Here is a 17,873-nt window from a genome sequence, read left to right as displayed (position 1 = left end):
CAGGATCACCGCACCATGAGCACGCAGCCCTTCATCGGCGCCAAGGAATACTTCCCCGGCATCGGCCGCATCCCGTTCGAGGGTCGCGGATCGGACAACCCGCTGGCCTTCAAGGTCTACGACGCGCAGAAGAAGATCGGCGGCAAGACCATGCAGGAGCACTTGCGCTATGCGGTCTGCTACTGGCATACGTTCTGCAATGCCGGCCACGATCCGTTCGGTCCCGGTACGCGCCACTTCCCGTGGGAGGCCGGATCGCCGATGGCCACGGCGGAAGCGAAAGTCGATGCGGCCTTCGAGTTCTTCACCAAGCTCGGTGTGCCGTACTGGTGCTTCCACGACATCGACCTGGCGCCGGACGCCGACGACATCGGCCAGTACCAGAAGAACCTCAAGCACATGGTTGCCCTGGCCAAGGCGCGCCAGGACGCCACCGGCATGAAGCTGCTGTGGGGCACGGCCAATCTGTTCTCGCACCCGCGCTACATGAACGGTGCGTCGACCAATCCCGACTTCGCCGTCGTCGCGCGCGCGGCGGTGCAGGTGAAGGCGGCACTGGACGCCACCGTCGAACTCGGCGGCGAGCATTACGTGTTCTGGGGTGGTCGCGAAGGCTACGCGTCGCTGGTCAATACGGACATGAAGCGCGAGCTCGCGCATTTCGCGCGCTTCCTGACGATGGCGCGCGATTACGGCCGCAGCATCGGGCTGAAGGGCAACTTCCTGATCGAGCCCAAGCCGATGGAGCCGATGAAGCACCAGTACGACTTCGACAGCGCGACCGTCGCCGGTTTCCTGAAGGAACACGGGCTGGAGAAGGACTTCAAGCTCAACATCGAAGCCAACCACGCCACGCTGTCCGGCCACACCTTCGAGCACGACCTGCAGGTCGCCTCCGACCACGGCCTGCTCGGCAGCATCGACGCCAACCGCGGCAACGCGCAGAACGGTTGGGATACCGACCAGTTCCCGACCGATCTCTACGACACCGTCGGCGCGATGCTGGTGGTGCTGCGCCAGGGCGGGCTGGAGGGCGGCCTGAACTTCGACGCCAAGGTGCGCCGAGAGTCGACCGACCTGGAAGACCTGTTCATCGCGCACATCGGCGGCATGGATGCGTTCGCGCGCGGCCTCGAAGTCGCGCACGCGCTGCTGACCGACTCGCCCTGGGAGCAATGGCGCCGCGATCGCTACGCCAGCTTCGACAGCGGCCAGGGCAAGGATTTCGAGAACGGCACGCTGGACCTGGCTGGCCTGGCTTCGCTCGCGGCGCAGCTGGGCGAGCCGAAGCAGACCAGCGGCAAGCAGGAGCGCTACGAGAACCTGCTCAACCAGTACCTGCTGCGCTGAGTGCGGCGGACGGCAACGACATCATCGGATCGAGGAAGGGGACGGCAATGAACCAGGCAATGACCGGGGGCGAGAACACCCGGCTGATCGTGCTGATCAGTGTGGTGGCGACGATCGGCGGATTCCTGTTCGGCTTCGACAGCGGCGTCATCAACGGCACGGTCGACGGCCTGCAGCAGGCGTTCGGTTCCACCAAGGCGGGGCTCGGCTTCGAGGTGGCGTCGATGCTGCTGGGTTGCGCGGTCGGTGCGTTCAGCGCCGGTCGGCTGGCCGACAGCCTCGGCCGCCGCAATGTGCTGATCATCTCGGCGGTGCTGTTCCTGCTGTCGGCGATCGGCGCCGGCGCGGCGACGTCGTCGGTGGTGTTCATCGCGGCGCGCGTGATCGGCGGTTTCGCCGTCGGTGCGGCCAGCGTGATTTCGCCGGCCTATATCGCCGAGGTCGCGCCGGCACGCTATCGCGGCCGGCTGGCGACGGTGCAGCAGATCGCCATCATCAGCGGCCTGACCGCAGCCTTCCTGTCCAACTACCTGCTGGCCGCCAAGGCCGGCGCCTCCACCGAAGCATTGTGGGGCGGGCATGCCGCGTGGCGCTGGATGTTCTGGATGCAGGCGGTGCCGTCGCTGGTCTTCCTCGCGCTGCTGCTGGTCATTCCCGAAAGCCCGCGCTACCTGGTGGTGAAGCGTCGCAAGGATGAAGCGCTGCGCGTGCTCACGCGCTTGTTCGGTGGCGCCGAAGCGCAGGCGAAGCTGGCGGAAATCGATGCCTCGCTGTCGCAGGACCATCACCGTCCGCGGCTGTCGGACCTGAAGAGCAGGACGACGGGCAGGTTGCGTCCCATCGTCTGGGTCGGCATCGGCCTGGCCACGTTCCAGCAGCTGGTCGGCATCAACGTGGTGTTCTATTACGGTGCGGTGCTGTGGCAGGCGGTCGGTTTCTCCGAGAACGACGCGCTGGCGATCAACGTGCTGTCCGGCGCGCTCAGCATCGGGGCCTGCATCGTCACCGTGCTGCTGATCGACCGCATCGGCCGCAAGCCGCTGCTGTGGATCGGCTCGGCCGGTATGGCGGTGTCGCTGGCGCTGGTGGTGGTGGCGTTCGCGAGCGGCTCGCTGGTCGACGGCCACCTGCAGCTGCCGGAGGGCATGGGCACGCTGGCGCTGGTGGCGGCCAACCTCTACGTGGTGTTCTTCAATATCTCGTGGGGTCCGGTGATGTGGGTCATGCTGGGGGAGATGTTCCCCAACCAGATCCGCGGCTCGGCCCTGGCGGTGGCCGGTGCGGCGCAATGGACGTCCAATTTCGCCATTACGGTGAGCTTCCCGATCCTGCTGGCGGCCATCGGGCTGGCGGCGACCTACAGCATCTATCTGGTTTCGGCGATCATCTCGGTCTTCTTCGTGTTGAAGTACGTGCACGAGACCAAGGGCAAGGAACTGGAGCAGATGGAAGGATGAAGACGATGACGAACCGGAACCCCATGCGCGTCCGCAGCGGCGTCCTGATCGCAGCACTCGTGGTGGCGCTCGGTGCCTGCAAGGGCGACGACAAGGCCGCCGCGCCCGCGGCGGCGGCCGACGCCAACCCGTGGCCGCAGGTCGCCTGGCCGCTGGCCGAGGATGCCGCGCTGGAAAAGCGCATCACCGATCTGATGGCCACGATGACGGTGGAGGAGAAGGTCGGCCAGCTGGTGCAGGGCGACATCGCCAGCATCACGCCGGACGACGTGCGCAAGTACCGGCTGGGCTCGATCCTGGCCGGCGGCAATTCGGATCCCGGCGGCCGCTACGACGCGTCGCCGGCCGAATGGCTGGCGCTGGCCGATGCGTTCTACGAGGCGTCGATGGATACCTCGCAGGGAGGCAAGGCCATCCCGATCATCTTCGGCATCGATGCCGTGCACGGGCAGAGCAACATCGTCGGCGCCACGCTGTTCCCGCACAACATCGGCCTGGGCGCGGCGCGCAATCCGGAGCTCGTGCGCCGGATCGGCGAGATCACCGCGCTGGAGACGCGCGCCACCGGCATGGAGTGGACGTTCGCGCCCACCGTGGCGGTGCCGCAGGACGACCGCTGGGGGCGCACCTACGAGGGCTATTCCGAATCGCCCGAGGTCGTGGCGAGCTACTCGGTGGCCGTGGTCGAAGGCCTGCAGGGCAAGGTCGGGTCGCCGGACTTCCTTGATGGTCGCCACGTGATCGCGTCGGTCAAGCATTTCCTCGGCGATGGCGGCACCACCAACGGCAAGGACCAGGGCGATACGAAGATCAGCGAGGCCGACCTGGTGCGCATCCACGCCGCGGGCTATCCGCCGGCGATCGCGGCCGGTGCGCAGACGGCGATGGCGTCGTTCAACAGCGTCAACGGCGAAAAGATGCACGGCCACAAGCCGTACCTGACCGATGCGCTGAAGGGACGCATGGCCTTCGGCGGCTTCGTCGTCGGCGACTGGAACGGCCATGGCCAGGTGAAGGGCTGCACGAATACCGACTGTCCGGCGACGATCAATGCCGGCCTCGACATGGCGATGGCCTCGGACAGCTGGAAGGGCTTCTACGAGACCACGCTGGCGGCGGTGAAGGCGGGCACGATCAGCCAGGAACGGCTGGACGACGCGGTGCGCCGGATCCTGCGGGTGAAGATCCGCCTGGGCCTGTTCGAAGCGGGCAAGCCGTCCTCGCGTGCGGTGGGCGGGCAGTTCGCCCTGCTCGGTTCGCCGGAGCATCGCGCCGTCGCGCGCCAGGCCGTGCGCGAATCGCTGGTGCTGCTGAAGAACCAGGGCGGCGTGCTGCCGTTGTCGCCGAAGCAGCGCATCCTGGTGGCCGGCGATGGCGCCAACGACGTCGGCAAGCAGGCCGGCGGCTGGACGCTCAACTGGCAGGGCACCGGCACCACGCGCAAGGACTTCCCCAACGCCGATTCGATCTACGAAGGCATCGCGCAGCAGGCGAAGGCGGCCGGCGGCGAAGCGGTCCTGTCCGTCGACGGCAAGTACACGCAGAAGCCGGACGTCGCGGTGGTCGTGTTCGGCGAGAACCCGTATGCCGAGTTCCAGGGCGACCTGCAGACGCTGCAGTACAAGCCGGGCGACGAGGCCGACCTGGAACTGCTCAAGCGCCTGAAGGCCGACGGCATTCCGGTGGTCGCGGTGTTCCTGAGCGGTCGTCCGCTGTGGATGAACCGCGAGATCAACGCGGCCGACGCGTTCGTGGCGGCGTGGTTGCCGGGTTCGGAGGGCGCGGGCATCGCCGATGTCCTGCTGCGCAAGGCCGATGGCAGCGTGCAGCACGACTTCACCGGCAAGCTCAGTTTCAGCTGGCCGCGCACCGCCGTGCAGTACGCCAACAACGTGGGCCAGGAAGGCTACGACCCGCTGTTCGCGTTCGGCTTCGGCCTGACCTATGCGGACAAGGGCGATCTGGCCGCGTTGCCGGAAGACTCCGGCGTGACCGGCGACGAAGGCGCGAGCGGGGTGTTCTTCGCGCGCGGCGATGCCGGTTCCGGCATTGCGCTGCGGCTTGAAACCGCCGACGGCCAGGGCGTGACGGTCACCAAGGTGCCCGAGGCACTGGAGGGAGATCTGCTGCGCGTCACCGGTGTGGACCACCAGGCGCAGGAAGACGGGCGTCGCCTGGCGTGGTCGGGCAAGGGCGAGGCGACCGTGGCACTGCAGTCGCATACCGGGCTTGACCTGCAGCGCGAGAGCAACGGCGACGTGATGCTGCTGACCACGCTGCGCGTGGATGCGGCCCCGGCCGGCGAGGCGTGGCTGTCGGTCGGTTGCGGCACGGGCTGCACCGCGCGCGTCGCGCTGTCGCCGACACTGGCCAAGCTGCCGGTGGGCCAGTGGACACGCGTCGGCGTGCCGCTGAAGTGCCTGGCCAAGGCGGGTGCGGACGTGGGCAAGCTCGACCGTCCGTGGTCGATCGGCACGGCGGGCGCGATGACGGTGTCGGTGTCGCGCGTCGCACTGGGCGCGTTGGACCAGGCGGAAGTCGCAGTCGACTGCGCGCGCTGAGCGCGGCGGATTCCCGGGCGCGCAGGCGCCCGGGAACGGCGACGACGCCGGTGGCATGGGGATAGGGGAACGGGATGACACTGTCGGGACTGGATATCGGCATCGTGGTGGCCTACCTGGCCGCCATCTTCGTGCTGGCGCAATGGGTGTCGCGCGAGAAGGCGGGCCACACCAAGGATGCGAAGGACTACTTTCTCGCCAGCAAGTCGCTGCCGTGGTGGGCGATCGGTGCGTCGCTGATCGCGGCCAACATCTCGGCCGAGCAGATCATCGGCATGTCCGGCTCCGGATACGCCATCGGCCTGGCGATCGCTTCCTACGAATGGATGGCGGCGGCCACGCTGCTGATCGTCGGCAAGTGGTTCCTGCCGGTGTTCCTGCGCAACGGCATCTACACGATGCCGCAGTTCCTCGAGCAGCGGTACGGCACGCGCATCCGCACGCTGATGGCGGTGTTCTGGCTGGGCCTGTACGTGTTCGTCAACGTCACCTCCATCCTGTGGTTGGGCGCCATCGCGGTGTCGCAGGTCACCGGCATGGAGCAGATGCTGGCGGTGGTGCTGATCGGCGTGTTCGCGCTGCTGTACCAGTTGTACGGCGGATTGAAGGCGGTCGCGCTGACCGACATCGTGCAGGTCTCGCTGCTGGTGCTGGGCGGCCTGCTGGTCGCAGGGTTGACGCTCAACCAGCTGGGTGAGGGCGCGGGCGTGGTCGCCGGCTTCCACCGGCTGTGGGAAGCGCAGCCGGGCCACTTCGAGATGATCCTCGACAAGGACAACCCGTTCTACAAGGACCTGCCGGGCATCAGCGTGCTGATCGGCGGCATGTGGATCATGAACATCAGCTACTGGGGCTTCAACCAGTACATCATCCAGCGCGCACTGGCGGCGAAGGACATCGGCGAAGCGCAGAAGGGTGTGCTGTTCGCCGCTTTCCTCAAGCTGCTGATGCCGGTGATCGTGGTGCTGCCGGGCATCGCGGCGGTGATGCTGGCGCCGGGCCTGGACAAGCCCGACCAGGCCTATCCCACGATGATGCGGCTGCTGCCCACCGGCATCCTCGGCCTGGTGTTCGCCGCGCTGGTGGCGGCGATCGTCGCGTCGCTCGCCTCGAAGATCAATTCGGTGGCGACCATCTTCACCCTCGATTTCTATGCGAAGGGCAAGCGCAAGCACAGCGAGGCGCAGCTCGTGCGCGTGGGCCGCATCGCCGCGGTGGTCACCGTGGTGCTTGGCATCCTGGCGGCGAAGCCGCTACTCGGCAGCTTCGACCAGGCCTTCCAGTACATCCAGGAGTACACCGGCTTCTTCACGCCGGGCATCGTGGTGATCTTCGTGCTGGGCCTGTTCTGGAAGCGCGCCAACGAGGCCGGCGCGCTGGCGGCGGCGATCGGTTCGTTCGCGCTGTCGATCGTGCTGAAGCTAGCCTGGCCGGCGCTGCCCTTCATCGATCGGGTGGGCCTGGTGTTCCTGCTGGCGCTGGCGCTGGCGGTCGTGGTGTCGCTGGTCACGCCGCATGCGCCGGAAAAGGACATCATCCAGACCCGCGACGTCGACTACCGCACCGGCATCCCGTTCAACATCGGCGCCATCGCGGTGCTGGCGATCCTGGCCGCGCTGTACACGCTGTTCTGGTGAGCGGGGCGAGGGGCGGCTGCAGGCGCATGCCGGGTCGCCCCGGCGCGCCTTGATCTGGATCAATTGCGAATTATTCGCATTTGGTAAACTACGCCGCAATAGCCGCTGCGCGCCTGCAGTCAGCCAACCTTCCGCACCCCACAGGTTGGCTCCGTGTCCCCCATCCGCATGCCGCGCGCCTTCGCGCGCACCCCGCTGTCCCTCTTCCTGTCCCTGCTGCTCACCCTGCCGCTGACCGCCGCCGCGCAGGACGCGACATCCGTACCCGACGGCGCGAAGGACGCCGACGTCACCACGCTCGACGCCGTGCGGGTCAACGCCTACCGCACCACGACGCACACCTCCGGCGCCACCAAGACCGACACCTCCATCGCCGAGACCGCGCAGTCGATCTCGGTGATCGCACGCGAAGAGCTCGATGCGCGCGGCGTGCAGACCCTCAATGAGGCGATGCGTTACGTGGCGGGCGTGGCGCTGGAAAGCAGCGGCATCGACAACCGCGTCGACGACTTCCGCATCCGCGGCTTCGATGCCGGCAGCTGGAGCAACAACGTCACCGTCGATGGCATGCGCGCGCCGCAAGGCAGCCAGTGGAACCGCACCATGGTCGACAGCTGGAACCTGGAGCGCGTCGAAGTGCTGAAGGGCCCGGCCGCGGTGATGTACGGCCAGGTCGCTCCCGGCGGCATGGTCAACCAGGTCAGCAAGACGCCGCAGCCGGACCAGGAGCAGATCCTGCGCGTCGGCATCGACGGACACGGACAGGCCAGCACGGCGTTCGACACGGGAACCGGCACGCAGGACAACCGCCACCTGTTCCGTCTCGTCGGTCTGTATCGCGATGGCGACACCCAGATCGACCACACCGAGCAACAGCACTGGTTCCTGGCGCCCAGCTACACGTTCCAGATCGCCGACAGGACGCGGCTGACGCTGCTCGGTCTGTACCAGCGCGACGACGGCGGCTCGACCTACCAGTTCCTGCCGATGGCGGGCACGCTGGTGGCCACGCCCTACGGTCGCATGGACAACACCACGTTCATCGGCGAGCCGGGCTGGAACACCTACGACCGCACCATCTGGACGGCGGGCTATCTGTTCGAGCACGGCTTCAACAAGCACTGGACGCTCAGCCAGAGCGCACGCCGCACCGATGTGGAATCGCTGTTCCGTACGGTGGTGACCAATGGCGGGCTGAATGCCGATGGCCGAACGCAGAACCGCCGCGCCACGTGGGGCGAGGGCGACTCCAAGGGCGAGACCGTCGACACCCGCCTGATCGGCAAGTTCGCCACCGGCGCGCTCCAGCACACGCTGCTGTTCGGCGTGGACTGGCAGAAGGCCGACTGGGAAGGCGCCCGCGGTGCGATGGCGAATCCGGTGCCGATCGACATCTTCAATCCGGTCTACTCGAACTATGTGCCGGTGACCACGAGCATCAGCTATTCCGGCGGCATCAACCGCCAGACCGGTCTCTACCTGCAGGACCAGGTCGCGCTGGACAAGTGGCGCTTCACGCTGGGTGGCCGCTATGACTGGACCAAGGACGACACCTGGACGCAGTCGTACAACGCGGTCAGCGGTGTCTACGGCGCGCGCGTGCCGACGCGGATCGGGAACGAGGCGTTCACCGCCAACGCCGGCGTGCTGTTCGTCGCCGACAATGGATTCACGCCCTACCTGAGCTACGCGGAGTCGTTCCAGCCATCGGGCAGCAATACCAACCTCAGCTTCGCGCGCACGCCGTTCGACCCGGTCACCGGCAAGCAGTGGGAAGCCGGCGTGAAGTACCAGCCGGCCAGCTTCGACGGCCTGCTGACATTGTCCGCATACGACCTGCGCCAGCAGAACATCCTGACCAACGATCCGGATCCCACCCACATGACCTGCGGTACCACCGGCACCAGCCAATGCCAGGTACAGGATGGCGAAGGCCGCGTGCGCGGTGTCGAACTGGAAGGTCGGGTGACACCATTGGAAGGCTTCAGCGTGATCGGTGCGGCGGCGTGGATGGAATCGGAAATCACCCGCAGCAACAACGGCTACCTGGGCAAGGAACTGGCGATGGTGCCCGACTGGACCGCCGCGCTGTGGGCCGACTACACGTTCCAGACAGGTGCACTCGAAGGCCTGAGCCTGGCCACCGGCGTGCGCTACAACGGCGAGAGCTATGGCGACAGCGCGAACCTCTACCTGATTCCGTCCTACTCGCTGTGGGATGCGGCGATCCGGTACGACGTCGGCCGCATCGGCGCGGTAGGCACGCAGTTCGCACTGAACGTCAGCAACCTGTCCGACAAGCAGTACGTGTCCACCTGCGGTGGCGTGTCGTCGTGCTACTACGGCACCGGCCGCACCGTCACCCTGACGGCGAGGTTCAGCTGGTGATCCGCGTACTGTGCGGCCTGCTGTTCGCGGCGGCGGCCACGTTCTGCGTCCCTGCGATGGCGCAACCCGACACCACGCGCAGGATCGGCGCGACGGTGGCCGATACGCAGGTGCCCGGCTATCGCTTCCATGCGCTCGTGGTGCAGGCGCCGGACACCGACCGTCGCTATCGCCTGCGTGTGGCGGTTCCCGAGCGCGCTGCGCCTGCGGCAGGCTATCCGGCGGTGTGGTTGCTGGACGGCCATGCCGCGCTGATGGACATCGACGCCGCGACGCTGCAGCGCGTGGCGCAGGCCGCGTCGCCGCCGGTGATCGTGTTCGTCGCGCACGACAACGACCTGCGCATCGACGGCGATGCCCGCGCCTACGACTACACGCCGCGCCGGCCGGGGGGCGAAGACGCGCAGCGCGATCCCCTGGGCACGCGTCGCAACGGAGGCGCGGATGCGTTCCTCGACCTGCTCACCGGCGAGGCGCGCAGGCAGGTCGCGGCCATCGCGCCCCTCGACGATGCCAGGCAGGCGCTCTGGGGGCATTCCTATGGCGGCGTGTTCGTACTGCACGCGCTGTTCGCCCGGCCGGATGCGTTCGCCCACTATGGCGCGGCCGATCCGTCGCTGTGGTGGGGCGAAGGCCGCATGCTGAAGGAAGAAGCGGATGCCATCCGCTGGAAAGGGGCGCCGCCGCATCTGTACCTGTGGACGGGCCAGTCCGCCAGTCCGCGTGGCGCCGCACCTGCCGTTGCATCGGCGCCGGTCGCGGCAGCCGCGCCACGCGATCCCGCCGCCGTCGATGCCATGCGCAGGGCACGCGCGAGCGTGCCGCCCGATGCGGCGGAGAAGATGGCGGAGCGACAGCGCGCACGCGGGTTGCACGTCGCATGGGAGCCGTTGCCCGGCCTGTCGCACGGCCAGACGCTGGGGGCTTCGTTGCCGCGTTTCCTGGATGCCATCGCCGGCACCGAACCGTGAGGTCACGCCGATGAATGCCTGGCTCGTGGTAGCGGCGGCACTGGCCGGCGTGACCGGCACGTGGCTGCTCTATCTCGCCTCGCCGCAGCAGCAGTGGCGTGCGCCCGGTCCATCGCCACGACAGCACCGTGCCTGGCCCGGCGCGCTGTGCCTGCTGCTGTCGCTGGTGCTGGCGTGGCCGACGATGGGGCCGGTCGAAGCCGTGTCGGCGTGGCTGGTGCTGGTGATGCTGGTCGCATCGCTGGCCCCATTCGTGGGCGCGTGGCGTGCGCGCCGGCGTGGAGACACGCGATGAGTGATGCGCCGGTTCGCCTGCAGAGCCGCCACTGGTTCGGCAAGGCCTGTGCGGGCGTCGTGCTCGGGTTCGGTCTGGCGTTGGCGACGTCGGGCCTGTTCGCCTGGCTGGGGCCCGATGGCATCGACGGAGGCGGCGGCAAGATCCAGTTCGTCATGTGGTGGATCGCGCCGGTCTGGTGCGCGGTGCTGGCGTTCGTCTTCCTATTCCGCAACAGCCTGCACGCATGGTTGTGGCTGGGCGCGGCCAACGCGGTCGCGTTCGGGCTGTTGGCGATCGTGCGCGAGGTCATGGGGTAAGGCATGCCGAAGATCCGCAGCGACATCGTCAAGGTCTACAAGGACGTGCACATCTGGGTGGGCATCGTCTCGGGGCTCATGCTGTTCATCGCGTTCTATGCCGGCGCGATCACCATGTTCGAGAAGCCGCTCGAACGCTGGGCCACGCCGCCCTCCGCACTGGCGCCGCCGCCGCCGGTGTCGCGCGCGCCCGAACTGGTGCGCGCGGTGCTGACGGAGCACCCCCGCGCAGCGAAGAACTATTCCGTCGTGATCGCGACCACGCCCGACGCGCCCGCACGCGTGATCTGGCGCGAGCGCGGCGAACGGCCACGGCAGTTCACCGAATTCGGCGCGAGCTTCGCACCGGACGGCACGCTGCAGGTCGAGCAGTTGCGCAAGGCCCCGGTCGCACAGCTGGTCGACACGCTGCACCAGATGGTCGGCCTGCCGTTCCCGGATGCGGTGGCGCGACCCATCATGGGCATCGTCGCGCTGCTGTACGCCGTGGCGCTGGTGTCCGGCGTGATCATCCTGCTGCCCACGCTGGCGAAGGACTTCTTCGCGTTGCGCATCGGAAAGAACATCAAGCGCCTGTGGCTGGACGTGCACAATGCGCTCGGTTTCGTCAGCCTGCCGTTCCATCTGGTGATGGCGCTGACCTGCGTGGTGTTCGCCTTCCACGATCCGTTCTACGATCTGCAGGGCAAGGTCGTGTATCCGGACGGCATCCAGTGGGGCGAGGAAGAGCACGCGCCGCCTCCGCGGCCGGGCACGCCGCTGTTGCCCGCCGACGAACTGCTGCGCCGCGTGCAAACGCAATTGCCCGGCTTCGAGATACAGAGCTTCACCTTCCAGCAGGGCGAGGACCGCGTGGAAGGTCGCGTAACCGGCCTGGACGTGCGCCACGGCACGCGTGCGCGCACCTATGCCAGCACGCACCTCGATCCGTACACCGGCGAGGTGGACCCGCACGATCTGCCGGGGCACATGGAGCGCTGGGATGGGGCGGTCAATGCGTTCTTCATGCTGCACTTCGGCAGCTACGGCGGAAACCCGGTGCGCTGGCTCTACCTGCTGCTGGGACTGGGCGGTGCACTGGTCTTCTACACCGGCAATCTGCTGTGGATCGAATCGCGGCGAAGGAAGCAACGCGATGCCGGCCTGCCCGAGCAGAAGCGCTCGACGCGCATCCTGGGTGCACTGACCGTGGGCGTGTCGTTGGGCAGCGTGGCGGGCATCTCCGCCACGCTGGCGGCGACCAAGTGGCTGCCTGCGCAGGTGGACAACGTCGCGGCCTGGCATGAAGGCATCTACTACGCGGTCTTCGTGCTGGCGGTGGCCTGGGCGTTCGCGCGGGGGAGCGCACGCGGCGCGTACGAACTGCTGTGGCTGGCGGCGCTTGCGACCGCGCTGGTGCCGCTGGGCAGCCTGGCCGGGCTGTGGGGCGTGGCGGGAACCTGGAACCACGGCGGCAGCGGCATCGCCGTCGATCTCACCGCAGTGGCGGTCGTGCCGGTCCTGCTGTGGGCGGCAGCGCGCACGCGCAGGCGCGCTCTCGGAGGGCATCGGGACAGCGTCTGGTCGACCTGACGCGGGACAGTCCGGGACAGGCGCGCGAGGACAATGCGCCCGATTGCCAACCGATTCGGCGGCCACTTATCATTTCCATGTCGGACGTCAGCCTGCCGCCGCGTCCCTGGTGACCTGCCCAAGGTCTCGTTCTGGGGAACTTCCCGTGTTGCACCCCCTGTCCCACGTTGCCGGTCAGCGCGTGTCCGTGCTGGCTGCGTGTCTGTTTGCCGCTGTCCACGCCCACGCCCAGACGCCGCCTTCCCCTGGTCCCGAACCCACCACGCTCGACGAGATCGTCGTGCGCGGCGAGAAGACCGAACGCTCGCTGCAGGACACCACCGCCAGCGTCGCGGTATCGACGTCGGTGAGGATGGAGCAGGAAACCCTGCTCAGCCTGTTCGACATCCTCAACCGCACGGCCAACGTGTCGCAGATGTACGGCGACCGCGGCTTCACCATCCGCGGCATCGCCAACGAGGCCGGCGCGCCCAATCCGCTGGCGACGATCTACGTCGACGGCGCACCGCTGCCCAGCCAGGTCAGCGATGCCGGCCCGACCGACCTGTGGGACATCGCGCAGGTGGAAGTGCTGCGCGGCCCGCAGTCGACCATCCAGGGCGAGAACGCGCTGGCCGGCGCCATCGTGCTGCGCACCGAAGACCCCACGATGGACTGGTCCGGACGCGCCCGCGTGCTGCTGTCCGACCCGTCCGACCGTCGCATCGGCTTCGCCGGCGGCGGTCCGCTGGTGGCCGACGAGCTGGCGTTCCGGGTGGCGGTGGAAGACCGCTCGTTCGACGGCTTCGTCTACAACCCGACGCGCGGCGTCGGCGAAGACGAGCGCGAGTCGACGATGGCGCGCGCCAAGCTGCTGTGGACGCCGAAGGGCATCGACGGGCTGACCGCGCGCCTGACCTACACGCGCGACGATCGCCAGGGGCCGTACATGTACGCCTACTCGCGCAACGACGTGCCCAACCACTACGACGACCGCATCAACCTGTCGGACTACCCGGGCGCCACCGACACGCTGGCCCAGATCGCCACGCTGGAAGTCGACTACCTCCTGTCCGACCGCTGGTCGCTGTCGGCGGTGACGGCCTGGTCGGACACCGACATGCAGCGCCAGTTCGACACGGACCTGACCGAACGCGCCGAGGCCTACGGCGATACCGACGAACAGTACGGCACGTTCTCGCAGGAGTTCCGCGTGCACTACCGCGGCGAGCGCCTGCGGGGCCTGGTCGGTCTGTACGCTTCGCAGCGCGAGACGGACAACGTCAGCATCAACCGGACCAACGTCGACACGCCGGTCTCCACCATCGCCGCCGTGCTGCAGGGCGCCGGGCTGGATGCGTTGACCGCGAACTACGTGGCTGGCCTGTACGCGCAGGCGGTGCCGGTGATCCCGGTGGACTACGCCAGCGATGGCCAGTCGCGTTCGCGCAACGTCGCGCTGTTCACGGATTTCGAAGTCGACCTGACGGCACGCCTCGCCCTGCTGGGCGGCTTCCGCTACGACCGCGAGGAATACCGCTTCGGCGCCGTCGCGACGGCGGACTTTGCCGGCACGCTGCCCGACCCCGCCGCGTTCGGCCCGCAACTGGCGCCTGCCATCGCCGGCATCAACCAGGCCGTGCTCGGCATGGTGCAGCAGGCCAACAGCCAGACGCCCGAATCCACCCGCGACTTCGACGCCTTCCTGCCCAAGCTGGGCGTGCGTTACGCATGGACGGACGATGTGTCCACCGCGTTCGTCGTGCAGCGCGGCTACCGCTCCGGTGGTTCGGCGTTCAACATCGCGCGCGGGCAGCACTACGCGTACGACCCGGAGTTCACCTGGAACGCCGAGCTGTCGCTGCGCTCGCAGTGGCTGGACGACCGGCTGACGCTCAACGCCAACCTGTACTACATCGACTGGGAAGACAAGCAGGTCACCGCGCTGTTCGGCATCAACGACTACGACTACCACACGGTCAACGCCGGCAAGGCGCACCTGTACGGATTCGAGGTCGAGGCCAGCCACCGCGTCGGCGCCGGCTTCGACTGGTACGCGTCGCTGGGTTATTCGCGCACGCGGTACGACGAGTTCAAGACCATCCTCGACGCGCAGATCAACGACTACACCGGCTCCGAGTTCGCCTACGCGCCGCGTTGGACGTTCGCGGTCGGCGCCAACCTGCGCTTCGGCGACCATTGGCTGGCCAACGTCAACGCCAACTACCGCAGCGACGTGACGCCGGATATCGGCAGCGATGCGCGCCGGCTGTCGTCGCGCACGCTGGTCAACGGCCGTTTCGGGTACGAGAACCCGGACTGGAGCGCCTACGTGTTCGCCAGCAACCTGTTCGACCGCGGCTATACGCAATACGCGTGGTCGGATGACAGCCCGAACATCATCGCCGGTGCGCCCCGCGTGGTCGGCATCGGGTTCGACTACCGCTGGTAAGCCTCGGCATCCGCCGCACGGAGTTCCATGAAGAGCGTCCTCTACCTGCTGCCCGCACTGGCTGCCTCGCTGGCGTTCTACCTGGCCTGCGCACACCAGCGCTTCGCGCCGGGGGCGATCGCGAAGAAGCGCCCGCTGCGCGTCTTCGCCTGGTCGTGCACGCTGCTGGCGGTCGTGCTGGCGGTGGTGCAACTTGGCGTGTGGGCCGGCGTGTTCGCCGCGCTCACTGCCGTGATGACCGCCCTGGTGGCGCTGCCGTACGCCGATGCGTGGTGGCATGCGCGACAGGAGAAACGCCATGTGGGGTAAGTCGCTGGCGGCGGCGCTGCTGGGCCTGCCGTTGACGGTGGGCATCGTCGGTCTGGTGGCGCTGCACTGGCCGGGCGAGCTCACGCGGGTGACATTGCCCTGGCTGCTGATGTCGTTCCCGATCTGGGTGGCGGTGATGTCGGGCGCGTTCCTGTTCAAGTCCGGCCTGCGCGCCTGGCTGTGGATGGGCGGCGCCACGCTGCTGTGCTTCGGCCTGATCCACCTGTCGAAGATCCTGGGCTGGGCCACGGAGTTGCCGGCATGAAGGCCGCCACGCTGCGTACCTATCTGTCGGTGCACACCTGGGTCGGGCTGGTGGCGGGCATGGGCCTGTTCATCGCGTTCTATGCCGGCTCCATCATCGTGTTCGTGCACGAGTTGCAGGGCTGGGAACGTCCTGCCGAAACGGCGCCCGCACGGGACGTCGGCTTCGCGCAGGCGCAGGCACTGGTGGAGCGGGTGCTGGCGAAGCATCCGGAAGCCGATCACGCCTTCTTCCTCACGCTGCCTGGCGAACACGGTCCGCGGCCGCAGCTGTACTGGTACGACGAGAAGACCGCCGAGCAGCACAAGTTCACCCTGGAGGGCGAGGGCCTGCAGCAGGCGCCGGCGCGCGCCGGCTTCGTCGAGTTCATCTACGACCTGCACTTCACCGCCGGGCTGCCGCGCACGGCTGGCATGTACCTGTTCGGCGTGTTCTGCATCCTCTACGGCCTGGCGCTGGTCAGTGGCGTGGTGATCTACGCCCCCGGCTTCCTGAAGGACCTGTTCGCGCTGCGGTTGGGCCGCAATATCAAGCGCATGTGGCAGGACGCGCACAACGTCATCGGCATGCTGTCGTTGCCGTTCCACGTGATCTTCGCGTGGAGTGGTGCGGTGCTGACGATCGGCTTCATCATGCTGGCGCCGTTCCAGTTCCTGGTCTACGAAAACAAGCTGCTCGGCATCCTGGAGAGCGATTTCGACGTGGCGCCGCATGTGGAGCCTGCCGGTGTCGTGAAACCGATGCTGCCGGTCGCCGAGCTGGTGCGCCGCGCGGAGCTGGCCTTGCCGGGACTCGCCGTGGAAAGCCTCAACTACCACGAGGCCGGCGATGCCAATGCGCAGGTCACGCTTTACGGCGAACTCCCGCAGCGCCAGTTGAACTCGATGGGCGGCGTCGCGCTGAACGCCGCCAGTGGCGAGCTGATCAAGGCGTTGCCGCCGAAGGACTATCCGCCCGGCATGGCCTTCCTGCGCGGCCTGCAGCACCTGCATTACGGCAACTTCGGCGACATGGCGGTGAAGTGGCTGTACTTCGTGTTGGGCATGGCGGGCGCCTTCCTGTTCTACAGCGGCAACCTGCTGTGGATCGAAGCGCGCCGCAAGCGCCGCGAAGTGGCGCAGCCGCGCCGCACGCGGGTGATGGCGGGGCTGACGCTCGGCGTCTGCCTGGGCTGCGTGGCCGGCGTGTCGGCGGTGTTCGTGGCGGCGGCGCTGCAGCCCTCGTGGGCGGCCTCGTCGGTGTACTACGCGGTGTTCTTCGCCAGCCTGGCGTGGGCGCTGCTGCGGCGTCCCGCGCATGCGGCCAACGAGCTGCTGTGGGCCTGCGTCGCGCTCACCGCCGCCATTCCGGTAGCCGGCGCGGTGGCCTCGGGCGAGCACCTGTTCGCCGCGTTCGCGCACGGCCAATGGCACCGCTTCTTCATCGATGCGACCGCGCTGCTGATGGCGGTGGCGTTCTGGCGCATGGCGGCCGCGGTGCGTCGGCGCGCCCATAGTGGCGATCCGCACAGCGTGTGGGCGATCTGAGATCCCGCAGCCGCGACGCGGACGTGCGTCAGCCGCTGCAACCGCCGCAGCAGACCGACGGCAGGCGTTCGATCGCGTCGGGCGCCACGCGGTAGCCGGCGTCGGCGAAGGCGTGCAGCAGTTCCACCGCCAGCGCGCTGGTCGAACAGCGCAGGACGCCTGTCGCGGCGTCGCGGTCGAGGATGACGGCCGGATCGAGGTCGAGCAGGTGCTGCTCGATGTCGGCCAGGTCGGCCGTCACATCGTCCAGGCGGATGACGTATTCCATGACCGGGCTCCGGAAAGCGCAGCGCCGCCCGGAGGCGGCGCTGCGTGGGTGCTTACTTGGTGACGACCAGCTTGCCCTTCATCAGGGTGGAGTGGCCGGGGAAGCTGCAGAAGAAGCTGTAGTCGCCGCCGGCGGTGAGCTTCTTGCCGGGGAAGGTGATCTTGGTCTTCTGGCCGCCGCCGACCAGCGAGGTGTGCGCGACCACGCGCGCGTCGCCGGCCTGCACGTAGGCACCGGCCGCACCGGCCTTCATGCCGTCGCGGGCGACGCCGGCCAGGTCGGCGGTCTTGGAGACGACGACGTTGTGGCCCATCGCGGTGACCGGCAGCTTGCCGCTGTGGGTCAGTTCGATGGTGATGGTCGGGCAGCTGGCGGAGACGGTGGCCTCCTTCAGGTCGAACTTCATGGCGTCGTCGCCCTTGAGGCTGACGGTGCAGTTGCCGGCCGCCTGCGCCATGCCGGCGGCGCTGAGCAGGGCGATGGTGGCGAAGGTGCGGGAGAGCTTCATGGTGGAACTCCTTGGGGAAATCGTCGGATGAGGGAG

At 68.0% G+C, this 17,873-nt stretch carries 15 protein-coding genes; 13 read left to right on the top strand and 2 right to left on the bottom strand.

Features of this window, described 5'->3' with window-relative positions; genetic code table 11:
• The first annotated feature begins 15 nt into the window (after positions 1-15).
• From xylA to IB230_RS15410, 13 genes are all read left to right on the top strand, one after another.
• Positions 16-1,350, top strand: a complete 1,335-nt coding sequence (xylA, locus tag IB230_RS15470; protein WP_192273679.1) for a xylose isomerase — start codon at positions 16-18, stop codon at positions 1,348-1,350.
• A gap of 47 nt (positions 1,351-1,397) precedes the next feature.
• The gene (locus IB230_RS15465) at positions 1,398-2,807 is read left to right on the top strand and encodes a sugar porter family MFS transporter (RefSeq protein ID WP_192273678.1); all 1,410 of its coding nucleotides are present in this window, start codon (positions 1,398-1,400) and stop codon (positions 2,805-2,807) included.
• A gap of 5 nt (positions 2,808-2,812) precedes the next feature.
• Positions 2,813-5,368, top strand: a complete 2,556-nt coding sequence (locus IB230_RS15460) for an exo 1,3/1,4-beta-D-glucan glucohydrolase (protein ID WP_192273677.1) — start codon at positions 2,813-2,815, stop codon at positions 5,366-5,368.
• Positions 5,369-5,442: 74 nt separating this feature from the next.
• The gene (locus IB230_RS15455) at positions 5,443-7,005 is read left to right on the top strand and encodes a sodium/sugar symporter (protein ID WP_192273676.1); all 1,563 of its coding nucleotides are present in this window, start codon (positions 5,443-5,445) and stop codon (positions 7,003-7,005) included.
• Between the two features lie 153 nt (positions 7,006-7,158).
• Positions 7,159-9,393: a TonB-dependent siderophore receptor gene (locus tag IB230_RS15450; RefSeq protein ID WP_343227332.1), complete on the top strand. Its 2,235-nt coding sequence runs from the start codon at positions 7,159-7,161 to the stop codon at positions 9,391-9,393.
• Positions 9,390-10,364 carry an alpha/beta hydrolase-fold protein gene (locus tag IB230_RS15445; RefSeq protein ID WP_343227331.1) on the top strand — a complete coding sequence of 325 codons (975 nt, stop codon included), beginning with the start codon at positions 9,390-9,392 and terminating at the stop codon, positions 10,362-10,364. The genes IB230_RS15450 and IB230_RS15445 overlap by 4 nt, the downstream gene beginning before the upstream one ends.
• 10 nt (positions 10,365-10,374) lie before the next feature.
• The gene (locus IB230_RS15440) at positions 10,375-10,659 is read left to right on the top strand and encodes a hypothetical protein (RefSeq protein WP_192273675.1); all 285 of its coding nucleotides are present in this window, start codon (positions 10,375-10,377) and stop codon (positions 10,657-10,659) included.
• Positions 10,656-10,958, top strand: a complete 303-nt coding sequence (locus IB230_RS15435) for a hypothetical protein (RefSeq protein WP_192273674.1) — start codon at positions 10,656-10,658, stop codon at positions 10,956-10,958. Before IB230_RS15440 ends, IB230_RS15435 begins: the two co-directional genes overlap by 4 nt.
• Positions 10,959-10,961: 3 nt before the next feature.
• A complete protein-coding gene (locus tag IB230_RS15430; protein WP_192273673.1) occupies positions 10,962-12,530 on the top strand; it encodes a PepSY-associated TM helix domain-containing protein in 1,569 nt (522 codons plus the stop codon).
• Positions 12,531-12,675: 145 nt separating this feature from the next.
• A complete protein-coding gene (locus tag IB230_RS15425; protein WP_343227330.1) occupies positions 12,676-14,961 on the top strand; it encodes a TonB-dependent receptor in 2,286 nt (761 codons plus the stop codon).
• Between the two features lie 27 nt (positions 14,962-14,988).
• Positions 14,989-15,270 carry a hypothetical protein gene (locus IB230_RS15420; protein WP_192273672.1) on the top strand — a complete coding sequence of 94 codons (282 nt, stop codon included), beginning with the start codon at positions 14,989-14,991 and terminating at the stop codon, positions 15,268-15,270.
• The gene (locus IB230_RS15415; protein WP_192273671.1) at positions 15,260-15,535 is read left to right on the top strand and encodes a hypothetical protein; all 276 of its coding nucleotides are present in this window, start codon (positions 15,260-15,262) and stop codon (positions 15,533-15,535) included. The genes IB230_RS15420 and IB230_RS15415 overlap by 11 nt, the downstream gene beginning before the upstream one ends.
• A complete protein-coding gene (locus IB230_RS15410; RefSeq protein ID WP_192273670.1) occupies positions 15,532-17,061 on the top strand; it encodes a PepSY-associated TM helix domain-containing protein in 1,530 nt (509 codons plus the stop codon). The genes IB230_RS15415 and IB230_RS15410 overlap by 4 nt, the downstream gene beginning before the upstream one ends.
• Before the next feature lie 28 nt (positions 17,062-17,089).
• On the opposite strand, the gene IB230_RS15405 is transcribed toward IB230_RS15410, so the two are convergent.
• Together IB230_RS15405 and azu are read right to left on the bottom strand one after the other, a co-directional pair.
• Entirely contained in the window at positions 17,090-17,329 is a 240-nt protein-coding gene (locus tag IB230_RS15405) for a hypothetical protein (protein WP_192273669.1), read from the bottom strand.
• A gap of 52 nt (positions 17,330-17,381) precedes the next feature.
• Entirely contained in the window at positions 17,382-17,837 is a 456-nt protein-coding gene (gene azu / locus IB230_RS15400) for an azurin (protein WP_192273668.1), read from the bottom strand.
• Between the last annotated feature and the right edge of the window lie 36 nt (positions 17,838-17,873).

The sequence above is a fragment of the Pseudoxanthomonas sp. PXM01 genome, from assembly GCF_014851815.1.
GTDB lineage: Bacteria > Pseudomonadota > Gammaproteobacteria > Xanthomonadales > Xanthomonadaceae > Pseudoxanthomonas_A.
This window is presented reverse-complemented; position numbering and strand designations above follow the sequence as displayed.